Annotated in this window: 9 protein-coding genes and 1 pseudogene; 7 read left to right on the forward strand and 3 right to left on the reverse strand. The window is 60.5% G+C overall.

What is annotated here, in order from left to right:
• Window positions 1-38: 38 nt before the first annotated feature.
• The 5 genes from EJ071_RS13820 to EJ071_RS13840 all read left to right on the forward strand — a co-directional run bounded on the left by EJ071_RS13820 (window position 39) and on the right by EJ071_RS13840 (window position 11,887).
• Window positions 39-2,396, forward strand: coding sequence for a TerB N-terminal domain-containing protein (locus EJ071_RS13820; protein WP_126098361.1), 2,358 nt, complete (start codon window positions 39-41; stop codon window positions 2,394-2,396).
• Window positions 2,393-3,712, forward strand: coding sequence for an ATP-binding protein (locus tag EJ071_RS13825; protein WP_126098362.1), 1,320 nt, complete (start codon window positions 2,393-2,395; stop codon window positions 3,710-3,712). Before EJ071_RS13820 ends, EJ071_RS13825 begins: the two co-directional genes overlap by 4 nt.
• Window positions 3,693-5,915, forward strand: coding sequence for a DEAD/DEAH box helicase (locus tag EJ071_RS13830; protein WP_245460228.1), 2,223 nt, complete (start codon window positions 3,693-3,695; stop codon window positions 5,913-5,915). The genes EJ071_RS13825 and EJ071_RS13830 overlap by 20 nt, the downstream gene beginning before the upstream one ends.
• A gap of 188 nt (window positions 5,916-6,103) precedes the next feature.
• On the forward strand, window positions 6,104-7,063 hold the full coding sequence (locus EJ071_RS13835) for a hypothetical protein (protein WP_126098364.1): 960 nt from the start codon (window positions 6,104-6,106) through the stop codon (window positions 7,061-7,063).
• A gap of 651 nt (window positions 7,064-7,714) precedes the next feature.
• Window positions 7,715-11,887, forward strand: coding sequence for a hypothetical protein (locus EJ071_RS13840; RefSeq protein ID WP_126098365.1), 4,173 nt, complete (start codon window positions 7,715-7,717; stop codon window positions 11,885-11,887).
• 261 nt (window positions 11,888-12,148) lie between these two features.
• On the opposite strand, the gene EJ071_RS13845 is transcribed toward EJ071_RS13840, so the two are convergent.
• From EJ071_RS13845 to EJ071_RS13855, 3 genes and pseudogenes are all read right to left on the reverse strand, one after another.
• A complete protein-coding gene (locus EJ071_RS13845; RefSeq protein WP_126098366.1) occupies window positions 12,149-13,468 on the reverse strand; it encodes a hypothetical protein in 1,320 nt (439 codons plus the stop codon).
• A gap of 441 nt (window positions 13,469-13,909) precedes the next feature.
• A complete protein-coding gene (locus EJ071_RS13850) occupies window positions 13,910-14,836 on the reverse strand; it encodes a nucleotidyltransferase and HEPN domain-containing protein (RefSeq protein WP_126098367.1) in 927 nt (308 codons plus the stop codon).
• Between the two features lie 201 nt (window positions 14,837-15,037).
• Window positions 15,038-15,417: pseudogene (locus EJ071_RS13855) on the reverse strand (hypothetical protein); the annotation flags it as partial.
• 487 nt (window positions 15,418-15,904) lie between these two features.
• Here EJ071_RS13855 and EJ071_RS13860 point away from each other — a divergent pair.
• Both EJ071_RS13860 and EJ071_RS13865 read left to right on the forward strand, forming a co-directional pair.
• Window positions 15,905-16,495 carry a helix-turn-helix domain-containing protein gene (locus EJ071_RS13860; RefSeq protein ID WP_126098368.1) on the forward strand — a complete coding sequence of 197 codons (591 nt, stop codon included), beginning with the start codon at window positions 15,905-15,907 and terminating at the stop codon, window positions 16,493-16,495.
• Window positions 16,488-17,717, forward strand: coding sequence for a HipA domain-containing protein (locus tag EJ071_RS13865; RefSeq protein ID WP_126098369.1), 1,230 nt, complete (start codon window positions 16,488-16,490; stop codon window positions 17,715-17,717). Before EJ071_RS13860 ends, EJ071_RS13865 begins: the two co-directional genes overlap by 8 nt.
• Window positions 17,718-17,834 lie beyond the last annotated feature (117 nt).

The following is a 17,834-nucleotide window of genomic DNA, read 5'->3' on the forward strand; positions in this document are numbered from 1 at the left end:
ATGTCGACGGAAAATCCTGAGGGTCCGGGGGGACGACTATGGGCTGGTTCCTGATCGGCGCGGCGTTGGTTGCGTGGCTGATCTATCTGGGACGCAAGCAAAGTCTCGCAGAAGAGGCGCCGCAGCGCTCACGCCGACCTGCGCAGGAGCGGGTTGCTCCGACGAGCCAACGGATTGCGTCGCCGCAGCAGCCTTGGCAGGACCCACGATCTCGTCCTGACAGGCGCTTCACCGATGGAAACAACCAGTGGGAACGGCGCCCGGTCACGGCTAGCATGCTCGTGGGCGATAGCGGTCGTCAGCCCAAGGCTCCGGCAAAATGGATACCTTCTGGAGAAGGCGTTCGGGTGGCGGGAGTCTCAATCAACTCGGGCATGTTCTATCTCGGCGGATCCTTCGCCGGAAAATCCGGGGCCGAGAACTGCCTGGTTGATCCAACTTGCCAGGTCGGCTCCGCAAGAGGTGATCCCGAAGGCAAAACGTTGCCCTACTGGCCATCATATCAGTCGATCTCCCCCGGAGCGCGCCGGACCTATCTCGAATGGCTTTCAGGAGGCAGGAACGATGCTTCGCTCGGCATAGGCTACGTTTTCATATACTTCTATGGCCTCGAACGTCGTCTCTTCATCGACGAGGCGAGGGACGAAGCGCCGGCGATGGCAGCGGAGGTCCGGCGCCTTCTCGCGCTCCATGGCGAGAACTACTCCTTCAAGGGCTACGCGTCGAAGTTCCTGGACGTGGCAGATTTGATGGCGAGCCCGGACATCTCCCGCCCGGCACTCTCGCCAGATCTGAGGAGCGGCTACGAGATGCCGCTGTCCGTAAGGCTCCATCTCGGACGAAAGCTAGGTTCCAAGCTTCCTTTCGACAGCACTGACGCGCTCCTGTGGGTGCTGTCCCTTCCGGATACGCAGCTCCGCACGCCCGCATCCAGATGCTTCGAGGAACTCACCGAACTCTGGCACGTGCGGTTCGCGTCGCGCTATCCGGACGGGCTGAAGGTCAATTCGCCGAGGACCAAGATCAAAATCGAATACCGGGCGGCGAGCGGAGGCTTCGGGGGCAGGGTGGACCTGTCGGACCGCGAGCTAGGACCGCTTCCCGACGTCGCTGCCGTTTCCGCGCCAATCGATGGACTAAGAGACCTTCTCAACGCCTGCACCGACGAACTTGCCGCTTACAGCCGTCTTCTAGGGAAGAGACCTGAGGCCAAGGACACCGTCGAAGCGGCTTTCCTGTTACCCAAGGAGATCCTGACGTCCGGCTCGGGGACCGGAGCCGCGGCGCTCAAGCGCATTGACGATCTTTTTGGCGATCACAGGATCGCCGGGGTCAAGGTGGCGCGACTGGCGCAAGCCCTGGGAATGGAAATCCCGCCCAAGGGAAAACTCGGCGCTGGCCTATGCAACCAGATCGGCGCCTTGATGGACAAGCTGGATGTTGGCTTCGAGCCGGACCGCAGGTACGGCTCGCGTGGCCTGGAAGCCGACGGCTACATCCTGCTGTTCAAGGCGAAGGAAGGAGCGCCCGTGGACGGTGAGTCCGCCGCCTATGCTGCCGCCAGAGCGATGGTAGAGGTGGCGGCGCTGGCAGCCGTTTCCGACGGAAAGATCGAGCCCAGCGAATTCGAGTCGATCAAGGCGGACATCCGTTCGTTCCCCGGCGTGGGCGGCGTCGAGCGCGGAAGGCTCATGGCGTACGCCAGCACGCTTCTCAGGGACCCGGCAGCGCAGCAATCCGCCATCAAGAAATTGGGCAGCATCGGTGCGGATGCCCGTGCCAGCGCCGTCCGGGCGGCCACATCGGCCATCCTGGCCGATGGCTACGCAGCTCCTGACGAGGTCAAGTTCCTCGAGCGGCTGTACAAGGCGCTCGGCTACCCAGTGGAGGATCTATACTCCGCCCTCCATCGCGGGTCGGTCGCGCTGGACGAGCCCGTCGCCGTCGCTCCAGAGACGCGGGCAACCGGCGTTCCGATCCCCGCGCAGCCCCCTGCATCCTCTTCGGGCGGTGTCAGGATAGATCATGGTCGCCTGGAGCGGATCAAATCGGAGACCTCAGCCGTATCGGAGCTTCTCGCGGGCATCTTCATCGAAGAGGAGCCGCCGGCCCCTCCGCCTCAAGCCAGGGAACCTGTGGCTGCGGAAGGGACGTTCGCCGGCCTTGATGGCGCTCATGCCAAGCTGCTGAGCCTTCTGGCCGACAGCGGCGAACTGGATCGGCAGGCGTTCGAAGACGAGGCACGGAAGCTTCGGCTGTTGCCCGATGGAGCGATCGAAACGATAAACGAATGGGGCTTCGACAGGTTCGACGAACCTATTATCGATGGCGACGAACGCGTTTCAGTCGCCGAGCATCTCAGGGACAAGCTGCAGCAAGCGAGGGTGGAAGCATGACGGCTGTGACGACTATCAAGACGCGCGATCGCGACGCCATTCTGCAGGCACTCGCCGCCGGAGTGGTTCCCAAGACGGGACTTCGTCACGTGCAGGTCGGCCGTGCGGCCGAGGTGGGAGCCTTGGTCCGGGATATCGACCGCATCTGCGACGGCGGAGCGGCGATCCGTTTCGTGATCGGCGAATATGGTGCCGGCAAGACCTTCTTCCTTAACCTCGTTCGGCTGGTCGCGCTTGAGCGCAAATGCGTCACGATCCATGCCGACCTCGCGCCGGACCGCAGGATTCATGCGACGGCAGGCCAGGCGAGGGGGCTTTATGCCGAAGCCGTCCGGAACATGGCGACGCGGACCCGGCCAGACGGCGGCGCGTTGCCGAGCGTGGTCGAGCGCTTCGTGACGGACTGCATCCAGGAGGTGGGACAAGCGGGCGTGCCGGTCGAGCGCATCATCGACCAGCGGCTTGCGCACCTGCAGGAGCACGTCGGCGGCTATGACTACGCGACGGTCTTGAAGGCGTACTGGAAAGGAAGCGAGGAGGGCGACGAAGTCCTCAAGGCCTCGGCCCTCCGGTGGCTCCGCGGGGAGTACTCCACGAAGACGGAGGCACGCCAGGCGCTTGGCGTCCGCACTATCATCGATGACGACAACGTCTATGATTCCCTCAAGCTGCTGGCCGCGTTCGTGAAGCTTGCGGGATATGCCGGGCTGTTCGTCGTCTTTGACGAAATGGTGAACCTGTACAAGCTTCAGAGCGCCCAGGCTCGCAACCAGAACTTCGAGCAGGTCCTGCGCATGCTCAACGATGTGCTGCAGGGCAACTTCGGCGGCTTCGGTTTCGCGTTCGGCGGCACGCCGGAGTTCCTCATGGACACTCGCCGCGGCCTGTACAGCTACTCCGCTCTGCAGTCCCGCCTTTCCGAGAACGCGTTCGCAACGAATGGCCTGGTCGATCTTTCCGGTCCGGTGCTGCGCCTCCAAAGCCTCACACCAGAGGACCTTCTGATCCTTCTTTCAAATATCCGATCAGTGTTTGCCTCCGGTGACCCGGCCAAGAACCTCGTTCCGGACGAGGCCCTTCCAGCGTTCATGGAGCATTGCAACAAGCACGTGGGCGATGCCTACTTCAGGACGCCGCGGAACACGATAAAGGCGTTCGTGCAGTTTCTGGCAATCCTTGAGCAGAATCCTGGGACCGAATGGGCGAGCCTGGTGGGCCGCGTCGATATCGCGCCGGATGCCGAAAGCTCTTCGGCGGACGAGAGCGAGGGCGAAACCGCGGGTGGGGATGAGGATCTTGCCACCGTCAGGCTCTGAAGCGCCCTCCGGATTCGACAGGCTTCATGAAACGATCCGGCGCTGGATCTGGGAGCGCAAGTGGGAGGAACTCCGCGATGTCCAGGACAAGGCGATCGCCGCGATCCTGGGCGGCCGGAACGACGTCCTGATCGCGGCCGCCACGGCGGCTGGGAAAACGGAAGCCGCCTTCTTGCCAATCCTGACGAAAGTGGCGGCGCGTACGGAGCCCGGCGTGTCGGTCCTCTACGTGAGTCCGCTCAAGGCCCTGATTAACGACCAGTTCCGCCGCCTCGACGACCTCTGCGAGCGGATGGAGATCGACGTCGTCCGATGGCATGGGGATGCGCCTCAAGCCGCCAAGCAGCGGACGAGACGCGATCCGCGCGGCGTCGTGCTGATAACTCCGGAATCCATCGAGGCGATGCTTCTGCGTCGTCCGGGTGACGCGATGAGGATGCTTGGCGCGTTGGACTTCATCGTCATCGACGAACTGCATGCCTTTCTGAGCGGGCCGCGCGGCCTCCACCTTGCGACCTTGCTGCGGCGGCTGGATGCCTTGTCCGTGGAACCAGCAAGGAGGATCGGGCTGTCCGCCACGATAGGCGACCTGTCCGTTGCCGCTGGCTGGCTGAATCCAGCTTCGCCATCTTCCGTTTCGATCGTCGAGTCCTTGGCCGACTCGCCTGAGCTAAGGCTCCAGGTGCGGGCGTACGCGGATGACGAAGACGCGGAAGACATCGACGGGCTGGAGGCGGAGGAGAAGCCAGTCGCGCTCGACTTCATCGCCGACCATATGTTCGCGACGCTTCGCGGAGCGAACAACCTGGTATTCGCCGGGTCGCGCAGGCGCGTGGAAGCCCTGGCGGACAGGCTGCGGACGCGATCCGAGAAAGCCGGTGTTCCCAACGAGTTCTTTCCCCATCATGGCAGCCTCTCGAAGGAGTTGCGGGAGGAACTCGAAGACAGGCTGAAGCAGTCCAACCTGCCCACGACAGCGGTCGCTACGACAACGCTGGAACTCGGCATCGATATCGGATCGATTAAGTCGGTGGCCCAAGTCGGGGCGCCGCGGTCGCTCGCTTCGCTCCGCCAACGCCTGGGACGCAGCGGCCGGCGGCGTGGCGTTCCGGCAATCCTTCGCATGTATGTGCGAGAACGAAATCTCGGACAAGATTCCGACCCACTCGATCACCTGAGATTGGAGACGGTGCGTGCAGTTGCCGCCGTGCGCTTGCTCGTCGCAAAGTTCGTCGAGCCACCTTCCGTCGTCGACGCCGTTGCGACCGTCGCGCTTCACCAGACGCTCTCCGTGATCGCACAGGAGGGCGGGCAGCGCGCCGATCGCCTTTTCGAGACGATATGCTCGGGTGGTTCGCTTTCCGTTTTGGGCAAGGGCGATTATGTCGAGTTGCTGCGCGGCATGGCTTCGGCGGACAATCGGCTGCTGGAGCAGGCGCCAGATGGTACGATCATGCTCGGCGAAATCGGGGAGCGGCTTACGGCTGGCCGCGACTTCTATGCCGTGTTTTCGACGGACGAGGAGTGGCGGATCGTCTGCGGCGGGCGGACGCTTGGCGCCATCCCGATCTCTAACCCAGTCGCCATCGGAGTGGTGATTGCGTTTGCCGGGCAGCGCTGGCGTATCGCTTCGGTGGACGACCGCAGCAAGGTGCTCGAGGTCGAGCGGCATCGGTCCGGAAAGATTCCTCAGTTCGACAACGTGACGAGCGAACCTGTGCACGACAGGCTCTCGGCCGAAATGCGAGCGGTCCTCGAAGGCGATGGCATTCCCGCTTATCTGGATGCGGCAGCTGCCGACTTTCTGCGCCAGGGGAGGGAGGCCTATCTGGAGCTCGGACTGCGGCAGACCCGATTCCTGCCGGCGGGGAAGGATACGCACGTCCTGACTTGGAGAGGTACCGAAGCCAACTCCGTTCTCGCCTTCACGATGGTTTCGGCAGGTCTTGAATGCGCGCCGCACGAAGTGGGGGTGACAGTTCTGGAGACTACGCCCGAAGAAGCCGAGGCTGTCCTTCGACAGGTAGCTGAACGCCCGCCGGATATTCAGTCCATTTCGGAGTTCGTCGAGAACCTCGAGACAGCGAGGTTCGACGGTATGGTCCCTGAGCCACTTTTGAGAAGGCTGTGGGCCAACGCGCGCGCGAACATAGGGAAAGAAATCGGCGCGGTCGCGACAGAGCTACTCAATCCGCGCGGCTAAACGGTGCTTGGAGACGAAATTGTTGCCCAGCGAGGCAATCGGGTCGCTGGGCAAATGCGGTTCAGCCGCAGCCTAAACAGGAGGAATGACGCATGGCGAGGCAGCATTCAACGCCTCTGGTTATCTCCGGCGACGGAGCTTCGGTAGTGACTGCAAGGCTCCTCGAGCTTGGCGGAGGGGGACATGGCATGACCGAGGCGGCGATCCAGGACCTCATTCATCTCTTTCCATCTTGCCTGCCAATCGCCGAGATCGATCCGTTATTCGCTAACCCGGTACCGATTTGCCGAGAGCTTTCGACGCCGGCTGGTCCAATCGACAACTTCATGGTCACGCCCACAGGCCTGCCAGTGCTCGCTGAATGCAAGCTTTGGCGCAATCCAGAAGGCAGGCGGGAGGTAGTTGGGCAGATTCTCGACTATGCGAAGGAACTAGCGCTGTGGACCTCATCCGACCTGCAGCGCGAGGCCAGCCGACGAGTTGGCAGAGAAGGAAATGTCCTCCTCGATCTGGTGCGGGCAGCAGGGAACGATGTGGACGAGATCAGCTTCAATGACGCGCTGACAGTGAACCTGAGGCGAGGGCGGTTCCTGCTTCTGATTGTTGGTGATGGTATTCGCGTCGGGGTGGAGACGATCGCGGAGTATCTGCAAGGCCATTCCGGTCTTCATTTTACATTGGGCCTCGTCGAAATGCCGATCTACCAGCTGGCAGACGGGGCGCGGATCGTGGTGCCGCGTGTTCTCGCGAAGACGCAGACAATTGTGAGGAGCGTTATCGCGCTTCCGGATGGCCTCGCTCTGTCTGAGGACGAAGAAGAGGAATCCTCTGGTTCCATAGAGTCACCGGAAAGAAGAGCCGGGCGGGAGCGGCGCAACGCCATCAGGCAGAGCTTCTGGCAAGATTTCCTGTCGGGACTCCATCTCGACGATCCGGATCAGATGCGGCCTCCACCTGCCCTTGGCGGCCATATCGTCTTCAAGTTCGGAGCTCCCGGTGGCTCAAGTTGGTTGACCGTTTACCGTGATGTGCGCACCAACCGCGTCGGCCTGGACCTTTCCTCTAACCGCAACTCGGTGGGCGAGCGGGCGTCTAAAGCGCTGGCCCCCAGGCGGAAGAACTGGCTGCGGAATTGGGCCCAGGGGTGACTATCGATTTTGAGGGCGATAGGCCGATTATTGCGCAGGACTTCACCGTGCGGGACCTAGAGAATCCAGAAGACCGCACACGGGCGCTCAACTGGCTTCATGAGCGGACGAACGCGTTTATAAACGCACTTCGGCCGCGCATCCGATCGGCGCTTCGCGATTTATTGGAGGAATGAACTTCGGCGCGCGGTAGAACATTCAGGGTGTGAAATACCCATTCGCACCGAGAGGCATTCTCATCGAAGCAAGTTCCTTACTCAATGGCGACGCGCGTTTCCACGAGCTGAGCGGTGGCTTTGCGCCCAATCTAGGCCTTTCCGTGGGCTTTTGGCACAACCTTAAAGCGGACATCTCCTGCGCTCAGGTAACGGCGGCGACTTTGCGCCAACAACGGACTTTGCTATTCGACGCCTATCGCGAGGGTGTCTAGGCAGCGCACTTGTTCATTCGATCGGACCACATGTTGGCTACAACTTGAGACACGACTTTACGAAGGCCACGATTCAGTTTCTTCGTGACCAGGTGGGCAACCGCTGCTCGAACCCTGGGTGCCGTCGGCCGACAATTGGGTCCGCAGAAAAAGGTCAGTCGATCGTCAATGTCGGCCAAGCTGCCCATATCACCGCGGCGGCCCCAGGTGGACCGCGTTATGTGGCAACCCTTACCGCTGAAGAGCGTGCCTCTGCCGAGAATGGGATTTGGCTCTGTCAGAACTGCGGCAAGCTGATCGATTCTGATCCTGCTTATCACACGGTCGAGCTTCTCCGTGGCTGGAAACGGAGAGCGCAAGATCAGGCTTTTGTGGAGGTTTCGACCGGGCGGCTGGCGGCGGCTGCGAATCCGGCGTCGGACGGCGGCGACACTGAGGTTTGGATAGCAGCGGCGGCCGATTTGGCAAAGTTCAAGCGCTTGGAGACATTCCCCAAGCACCCGATCGCGATAAGCCTCGCGATCCAAGGCGATGATCGTGGTGAACTGGTAACGGCCGTGGGTTTGGCGGCCGGCTTGTCGATCGAGCGCGAGCTGCTGATCGCAGCTCCTCCCGGCACGGGAAAGTCAACTGCAATGATCCAGATCGCAGAGGCGCTGGTTGCGACGCGGACGTTCGTTCCAATCATCGTTCCGCTAAACGAGTGGTCAGTCGACACCAGTGTTGGCTTTATTTCCGAGGTTGCCGCTCGAAATAGCTTTGAGGGAATTGACCCCGGCCGCTTAAAAGCTCTAGCCGCCTCCGGCCGCTTGGCCGTCCTTCTCGATGGTTGGAACGAACTCGATGATGATGCGCGCTTGGCGGCAGCGACCTTCATTAAAAAGCTGCGGCGGGACTATCCGCATATGCGGCTCGCCGGAACCACACGGCAGGAAGCTACCGACGCACCCTTCAACGGGCGGCGGGTCGACGTGCAGCCGCTGTCGGAGGATCAGCAGCTTGAACTGGCGCGCGCCATTGTAGGAGACGGCGGAACCGACCTTATGGAACGAGCTTGGCGTACGCACGGTCTGCGGGATCTCGTCAGCATTCCGTTCTACCTGACCGCGCTCGCGGAGAACTCACCGACAGGCAACCTGCCCGCAACCAAAGACAAAGTCTTGAACGCCTTCGTGGCTCGGATCGAAGCCGCCCATGCGCAGGTCCTCAGGGCAGAACTCGAAGGGGTCCACGCCGAATTGCTGACCGGCCTAGCAATGGCGATGTCGCACGCGGGCAAGGTTGGCTTCTCCGACGCCGAGGCACGCGCAGCGATTTCCGAGGAGTTCAAGCGCCTGCGAGCAGCGGGGCAGATTGGTGACAAACTCGTGCCCGGGCCTGTGATCGATGCGCTGGTCGCCCACCACCTCCTGGTCCGATCTGGGCGCACCATCATGTTCCACCACCAGCAGTTCCAGGAATGGTACGCCTCAAATCGCGTGGCAGACATGTTTGTCGAGGCCGCGGCGAAGCCGGAGCTTATGGCGTCAATCGCGGCCGATATTCTAGATCGCCGAGATTGGACCGAGACGATCCTGTTCGCGGTCGAGCGGCTTGGCCGCGGCTCCAGCGCGGAACAGAATGCCGCTGCGGCCGTCATCATCTGGACCTTGGGCGTCGACCCAATCCTTGCAGCGGAGATGATCTTCCGGTCGCCCGATGCTGTTTGGAACTTGGTGAAGCATCAAGTCATCAAGTTTGCTGAGCGCTGGCATCGGCCCGGCACGGTCGACCGGGCGGTACGATTCATGGTCACAACGGGTCGCGGAGACTTCGCGCCGCAGGTTTGGCCCCTCTTGAGTGCATCGGATTCCAATACGCATCTGGCCGCAACACGTGCCGCCAACCGCTTCCGCTCCGGCGTCCTCGGTCCTGACGCCGCGAAGAAGCTTTCGGCTCTGACGGGTGAAGTGCATAGGCACTTATTGGGTGAACTTGCCTCCCACGGAGACTTCGATAGCATGATGTTGGCCGCGGGCCTGGCGATCAACGAGCCTGATCCGACGGTTCGCGCCGATGTCATCGGCGCCTTACTATTTCGACGATGCACCAGTCTTGCCGCGCTCGCCTTGAAGGACGCGCCCGACAACGTCTGGTTTGAGATTGCGCGTAACGGATACGATGAAGAGTTTGACGATCCTGCAATAGTTGAGCGGATCGTCGCGGCTCGCGAAAAAAAGCTGGCGGCAGAGAAGATTCCATTAGAACGGCTCGCAATGCTTAGTCGCCCCGGAACGGGAAAGTTAGACGCCGACAACGTCGTCTCGCTGATCGCCGCCGCCGAGTTCGAGGCAGCGGATCATCGGGGGGCCGCGATCCTGCGCAATCTCATGGAGCGCGATACAAATGCCGTCGCACGCGGCATGTTCGCTCGCATGGTCGCCGGGAAGAAGCTTCCGTTCGGTGGGGAAGAGTTGCTAGAGCAGCTCGATGCTGTCGACGAAGGTCCGGTAGCGGAACTTGCCCTTCGGCAAACAGTGGCGCGGCGCGAGCGCAATGAAGCGATCCTCGTTGTAGGCCCCAAGACGATAGGCAAGCTGATTGATCGGCTGCTGGCGCAGCGGCCAACCGCCAACCAGCGCAATGACCCAGCCGCAAAGCCCCAGGTGGATGCATACTGTGGCCTACACGACCTCATTCAGATGTCACGGGGCACGTCGTTCGGGGAGGCACTCCTTTGCTACGCCGACGAAACGGACATCGGCACCGTCGTTGCGCTCGCCGACTTGCTAAGCGGTCACGGCCGTGATCGGCAGGGCGCGAGTGCCGACTTTCCACCCGAGATGAAGAAAGCCATGGCACAAATGGCGGTCGGCTGGTCGGAGCGATTTTTGGCCAGTGATGCATGGCTGCCCTGGCAATGCTACGCCATTGTTGGCGCGCTCCAGCGCGTTGCCGATGAATGTGAAATTGATGTCCTCATTCGGCTGCTTGAAAAAGACGTGGCTCGCCACCGTGCCGCGCGCATTAAATACGACCACACTCATTTGCAGGCGGACCTGGAGGCCGCCAGGCATCATCCGCACTACCTGCAGATGCGCCAGGCCATGGTAGCAATCGGCGGTGACCGGGCAAAGGAATACCTAGTCAGCCAACTTTCTGATCCCGACTTCGGTGCCGAAGCAGCGATCGGTGTGCGCCTCATTGCGGCGCCTGCGGTACCTCGCCAGAGGATGTTTCAACCGCGCTGGCCAGACCTTTCGAACCTCCAATCGCGGAGGGCCGAATACGCGGCGGCAACGGCCAACGATTGCAGCAAAGACGCAGCGGCGATCTTCGACGTCGTTGAATCGCTGATCGGGCCGGGCTCGATCGAGCGCGATCAGTTGCGGGCGTTGGCGCTAGCGTCCACCGCCTTCATGATGCCGTGTGGTGGCCATGACGATCTGGCCGGTTGCCTCCTCGCCTTGCCGCTACCGGTCTCCAAGAAGCTGCATTTCCTGAATGCGCTCACCGCGGCCGGCTTTGTGGTGCATGCCGACCTCATCTTGAGCGGCGTTGCCGATTGGGTCGAGCGCTCGAAGAAGGAATGGTGGGTGGCCCAACAGGAGCGCTACGAGCTGAATGAGTGGTTGCAACTGCTGCCGGTGTCGGACCGGCCGGCCGCTGTGCTCGACGGCTTCAACCTACTGCCGGACGATCATTATCGGATTAGCGATCTTGGTGGCATGATCGATGCCCTCGGCGATACGCCTGATGCTCAAGGCCTAGAACTGTTGTTCGAGCTCGCCCGCCGCGATCCGCGCATCGTGGAGCACCATCGATGGCTCCACGCGGTGCTGAGCCGCCAGGAGCCGGAAATGGTGATCGGCCTGGTTGAGTTCTGCCACGCGGCGGGTATCGCCGCGAAAAAAGTCGAAACCTGGCACGCAGCGCGAAGTATTGCGCCATTGGTCGCCGCTAACCCTGCGTTACGCGACGAGCTCGCACAACGCTATGATGTCGGGCTTTCTGGTCCGGCAAACTCTTTGGTCGAACACATTTTGGCGAATGAAGCGGACGGCAACTCTGTGCTTGCGATGATCCGACATCGGGGTGGCGGACGAATGGACGGCACGTTGCGTATGGCAATCGAGCACGCCGTCACGGCGCGGCGCTACCAGAATGACGAGGGAACGCATTACGAGATTTATCCGATCAATGCGGCACCCCTTCGCAAAGCGCTTTTCGCCGCAGTTTGCGAAGGCGGTGCGATTGCCGGGCTCGCAAACGACGCGCTGACGGTGATTGATGAGATGCGGGACCGGAATGGCTTTCCTGAGGATGAACCGCGCCACCCTGACATCGCGTCGAATCTTCCTTGGCCGCCAGAAGCCGATCGAGGACCGCGTTCACGCATGGCGCCGCCCAAATGACCTAGGGCCACGCGGTAAATGCCATGAAGGCCGGTCGGACGTGGATAACCTGACGCGTCGTAGACCTCCTCAAAGAAGCGGACTGCGAGCGCTGTGACCGCGACATGTTCAGGTGGGCAAGTTTCGGGTCACACAAGGGGCACCGACGATTTCAATGTCTTAACAAGCATTTGTCTCTTCAGAAGCTCCCTTGAAAGCCTCGGGCAAGCACACAGAGCTGCATCCCATCGCCACGAATTCTGTTGTGAACGGCGCAAGTGGTCACGCCGCCGCCATGGCTAAGGGAGCCAGGATTCCCGCCGGCTCTCTCGCAGGAAACCTACCCGCTGCGACAGCCTGCGCGATCGCTTCAGCGTACGGGTCAAGTTGCTCTCGAAGCTGCCCGTCGAAAACCTTTCGTCGGAGGCACTCGGCGACAAGGGCGCTCATGTCGGTGATCGGATCGTCGCCATAGTCTCGGTAGTACCTCGCGTATTTCGACGAATCGTAGACATCCGGCGCTCCGCCGTGGATCACCGAGTTGCGCAATCGCATCAACAGAAGTACACGGGCACGATCCAGCTTTCCCCCGAACAGTTCATCCACCCCGCGTGCAACAGCCTCCGTTGCGCCATTTGCATCCCCAAACATCGAGTCGATCGTGATGCAGTCTATTGGAAACCGCTCGCTGTCCGGTAGAAACCAAGCCCTGTAGAAGTACTGCAGCGATTTCAGCTTCTTGATATCGGCCTCGCTGCTGGAAGTTAGCGCCCTATCAATCATATCAAGCCAGACACCATCCTCGACCCCTAGTACAACGTCCTCGCCGAGCGCCGGTGTATGCGGCGAGCTGTCGGAAAAAGACCAGCCGTCACGAACGGTCACCACTCCGCCGAAAACCTTCCTGCCGGTAAACTGGTGTCGGTAACCATGCATGACGGTGAGGGAGATCGCCCCCAAGATCGATGCTCGATATTTCTTTGCCACCTCAGGCGATGGAGCCGTGACAAGGAGCCAGCTCATCGGGGATTGGGTCTTGTGCTTCCAGTCGCTGAATGGTGGGAATAGCTGGCCATTGACGTACCCGCGTGGCAGGTCCGCCAGCGGCGTTTGTGCTGCAAGACCAGACGCTGTCGAGAGCGAGAACACCACCCCCTCAAAAGCATCTCTCATCTGGATTGTGACCAGCGGAAAGAGGCAAGTTTCTTGAGGCGGAGTGAGGATATCGCTCTTAGCGAACTGGTCGACAAGCAAGTCAACTTGCTCCTTCGAAATCCGCTCCAAGAGTGAGGTTTCAGCGCGACTGAAAATATTGTTGCCCGCGACCAAGTGGTACCGGTCTGTGAGAAAGGACCGCAGCTTCTCAAAGGAATGGCCCAATGGAAGATAACGGAGATGCGGCGGCCCAAGGGACCTCAACTGCACCACCGCAGGCATCAGCTTCTTTCGACGGAAGAAAAGCGTGACAGAAATGCCGCCTAAGGCGGGATGCCTATCACGTCGGCCAAGGATGAATGCGCTGGCAAGGCCGTCTTCGCCAACTGTGTTGTAGGTTGCGGCAAGCAGCCCTATGATAATTTCACGCATCTGTACCGCGTTCATCCCACCCCCATTAGCTGGCCCGTTCGCCTGGATTGTTTCTACTAGACCCCCGGCCTCTTCGGAACGTGCAAGGACTCCTTACTCACAAGCGAGAGGCGTTGGTTCGCGTCGCGTCCTCTGGCGGCCTCACCCTCGGCTTTCGACAGGCAAACCGTGTCAGGAAGCTTCGGATTGGGTGAGGCTTGCATTGGCCCCCGCCGGTTGGAGGTCTTGAACGGGTCAGGTGGGGACAGAGCCCTGCGCCGAGCTGAATGTCCGCTCACTTACGCGTCACACTGGGAGCTGCCCAACTATTTTCGGCCTCCTTTCCAGCCATTCACAAGCCTGCCGGTCGCTGAACTGAGCCAGAGCTGTTGACGTCGAAAACACCTAAGCCGCTACTGCATGTTCGCTTTTTGTGCTTCGAAAGTCGCATAAAAGGCAGTCTGGAATTGACACCATCTAAGCAGCCGAATTCGCCGCGGCCCTCAACTTCTCAAGCCGTGATCGGCACATCGCGTCGATTTGATCGGCCAGTTTGAACACTCGCTCTGTAAGCCACTGAAGTGCTTCGCGCGTGATCTCGAAATGCTGCGAATAGCGGGCTTTGACATAAGCCTCATTGAGAATGTTGAACCACGCAACGTACCGCTGCTGGTCGCGAGGCCACGCTTCGGCAAGTTCCTGGGCTTGATCCTCAGCGAGACTCCGAAGGAACTTGATATTGTGTGACGGAGGGCTGTAGTTGGTCATGGTCAGCAAAAAAGTGCTGTAGGCGCGCTCAATGGCCTGATGGAGGCTGAAAGCGGCATCCTTCCTCCATTCGGGGTTCTCCCCAGAGCGATGGATATGGAATTGGGCTGTCTCTAACAACCTATTGGTTGCTGGCATAAGCACAGAGAAATGCCCCCGGGCGGCATCGTAAATTTCCGTTTGACTTTGTAGCTTCGGCGTCGCCAGAGATTCGTCATCGAGTTCGTACAGCGCGATGCCTTCTCGCCGGATGTCCACAAAGAAATATTGGCCTTCGCGCAGCGCGGTGTTCACCTCGCGACGTGAGTGCACGATGAAACTCACTGGGGTTTTGATCTCGCGTATCAAGCGGTCAGCCGCTGCCTGCCAATAGCTGGCGAAATCGGTCAGCTTTCGATTGTTGACAACAATTAGGAGATCGAAATCGGAGCGGTAACCTTTCTTCGTATGCGGCTCGTCGACCCAGTCGCCGCGGGCATAGGAACCGAAGAGGATGATCTTCAGGATGCGGCCGCGCTTCTTGAAATCAGCCGTTCCGCCTTTTAGCGCGTCTTCGAGCTCCTCAAGAAGAACCTCGACAGTCCTGGTCAGCTCACGCTGCTTTGGCGGGGGGAGATGATCGATGCTGGATTTCATGAACAAAGGTGGACCGCCCACTACATATGCATAGCCGGGAAAAAGCTACGAATCCCTATAATGATCCGTCGGATCGGGCGAAGCAACGCGAATGTCATTCTTGTATTGTGATGATTTGTTGAGCCTATGTGAAGAGCATTGCAATGCGCAAAGTCTTTGCAATGGACAATCCCATCCTTCCCGGCGCGGGCGACTTTCATCGCGCGCCCCGTTCTCAAGGTTTCGGATGAAGGCCGGAACTGCTTCGACCTGGCCGTCGGCGACGAGCTCCGCCGCGGTGCGACGGTCATAGTCGGCGATAAGTTCGTTGCGGTACCAGTGGATCGCCTTGTCTACCGCGCGGATGCATTCCGTTGCGGCCGAAATCACCTTCACCACCTCGCGCATCCGGCCCTGCAGTCGCTCCGATAACGGATTACGGAGCGTGTTGGGGTGAACATCTGTCAATCGCGCCAGGTTGGTCAATTCCAGGCCCGGCGCTGCGATGGGCACTTCGCGGAGATATGGAGCGTGCGAGGTTCCTGCAAGCTGCAGATGAAACCTGAGAGCTCTTTCGAGTGCGCGAGCCGTGCGTTGGTCACGACAAATCTCCGAATGTTCTCCTAGGCACGCATATCCATATTTCAGGGCATAGCAAGTGACAACGCTAACACCTTGTAGGACGTTCAACGCCCTCTTCATTGTCGAAATGATGGTATCGGCCGCAACGCGCCGCATGTCGTTGGTAAAAGCCTGCCTGCCGCTGGCTCCCATCGGTCTCGTGATGCTCGACTCCCGGCAGCCAGACTTGACCAACTGCCCGTTGAAATCATCAGGTCATGTGGCACGCCTCGCCGGGGGCGGTCTGCCCCGCGTCCCGCGTGCGGCGGCGCTATGCTGACGCTCCTTAGGCCGCCAGGCGGACGGAATTTGTTGCTGGGCCAAGACAGCGCAAATCAACAAGAGCGATACAATACCATATATCAGAGCAGCGAATTGATCATTATGCTATATCGACCGGTTGACAGAGGATGCGCGCTCGATATAATATCCTGATCACATTGACATTTTTGATCCGGATTCTACATCATGGCCTACCAGAGCGAAAACCTGATCGCGCAAGCACGGGAGGTCCGCGAGGCCTCCGGCGTTAGCCAGCGCGCGCTCAGCGAGCGGGCCGGGCTGACGCAGAGCCATATTTCGCAAATCGAGAGCGGCAAGATGGAGCCGGGACTGTCGAGCTTCATAGACCTGACACGGGCGCTCGATCTCGAGGTCATGCTCGTGCCGAAGAAGCTCGTGTCGGCGGTGCTCGGACTGGTCAAGGCCCAGGCGACGCCGGACATGCATATCCATGCCGGTCAGCCAAACGACAGGCGTTTTGCCCGTGCCGAGCGCCTGGTCAAGAAAATGAAGCACCTTTACGGCAGCTCAGCCGACCTCGATCGCATCGAGGATACGCTGCGCTTTCTGCGGCGGGTGAATCTCAGCGATCAAGAGATGCAGCTCGTGCGCGAGCTGATCGCCCGCCTCGAGCGCTATCAGGCGAGCGCGCAGGCAGCACCCATCTTGCACGAAATCGCGCAGAACCTGCAGCGCCTTCGCAACTCGATCGCCCATCCCGTTCCATCGGAGCCGCGACCTGCCTATTCGCTGGACGATGGAGATGCGGATGCCTGATGTCTCGGTTCTGGATGTACGGCTCTACGACGAGCCTATTGGCACGCTAACCCACCTGCAGGGCGATCGGACGATATTTGCGTTCAACGAAGACTACGTCGATAACCCGGATCGGCCGACCCTCAGCCTGTCGTTCAAGGACGACCTGGGCGGCCTCATCACCAGGATCCGCCCGACACAAAGGGTGGTGCCGCCATTCTTCTCGAACCTGTTGCCGGAGGGCGGCTTGCGTCGCTATCTCGCCGAGCGGGCCGGGGTCAATCAGCAGCGCGAATTCTTCCTGCTCTGGGTGCTGGGGCTCGACCTGCCCGGAGCACTCTCGATCCATCCTGCGGCCGGTGACGGCCTTCCTCCTGGTGATGACGAGGATCTTCCGAAGAACGCCAAACCCAATGCGCTGCGCTTCTCGCTCGCCGGTGTGCAGCTCAAGTTCTCCGCGTTTCAGAATGCAGGGAAGGGCGGCGGCCTGACCATTCCCGCCGAGGGCGTCGGCGGATCGTGGATTGTGAAGCTCCCGTCCCAGCAGTTCACCGGCGTTCCGGAAAACGAGTTTTCGATGATGACGATCGCCGGGATGATCGGCATGGAGGTGCCCATCATCAACCTGGTCGATCTCGATGCGATCGCCGGTATTCCAGAAGGCGTGGGTGAATTAAAAGGGCAGGCGCTTGCTGTCAGCCGCTTCGACCGAACCGGTGACGGTCCTGTCCACACCGAAGATTTCGCGCAGGTGTTCGGGGTCTTCCCGGACGACAAGTACAAGCGTGCAAGTTACGCCAACATCGCGCGCGTGATCGGCACCGAGGCGGGCGATGTCGGCGCGGCCGAGTTCATTCGCCGCCTCGTGTTCAGCGCGCTGATCGGCAATGGCGACATGCACCTCAAAAACTGGTCGCTGATCTATCCGGACCGGCGCTCGGCCGCGCTCTCGCCGGCCTACGACCTGGTGTCGACCATTCCCTATATGAAGGGCGAGGACACGGCTGCGCTTAATTACTCTCGCACGAAGAAGATGGCCAAGCTCGATACCGATGAGCTTCGGCATCTGGCGGCCAAGGCACTTCTGCCGGAAAAGCTTGTCGTCGACACCGCCGCGGAAACCGTCCAACGATTTCGGCAAGTCTGGGAGGCTGAGAAAACGCACCTTCCTCTCGCCGCTACCGTCGTGAAGGCAATCGACGCGCACGCTCCGACCGTGCCGCTGTTTAGCGAACTCGCATGATCAAGACTCGCCTCAGCACGCCGTCGCCGTGAGAGCATTCGATCTGGAGCATCCGATCTGGTCTCGGCGGTCTTTGGTATAGCCTCTGCTATTTTGCGCGTCTTAATGTAAAATGTG

Origin of the sequence: Mesorhizobium sp. M1B.F.Ca.ET.045.04.1.1, from assembly GCF_003952465.1 — a bacterium.
Classification (GTDB): domain Bacteria; phylum Pseudomonadota; class Alphaproteobacteria; order Rhizobiales; family Rhizobiaceae; genus Mesorhizobium; species Mesorhizobium shonense.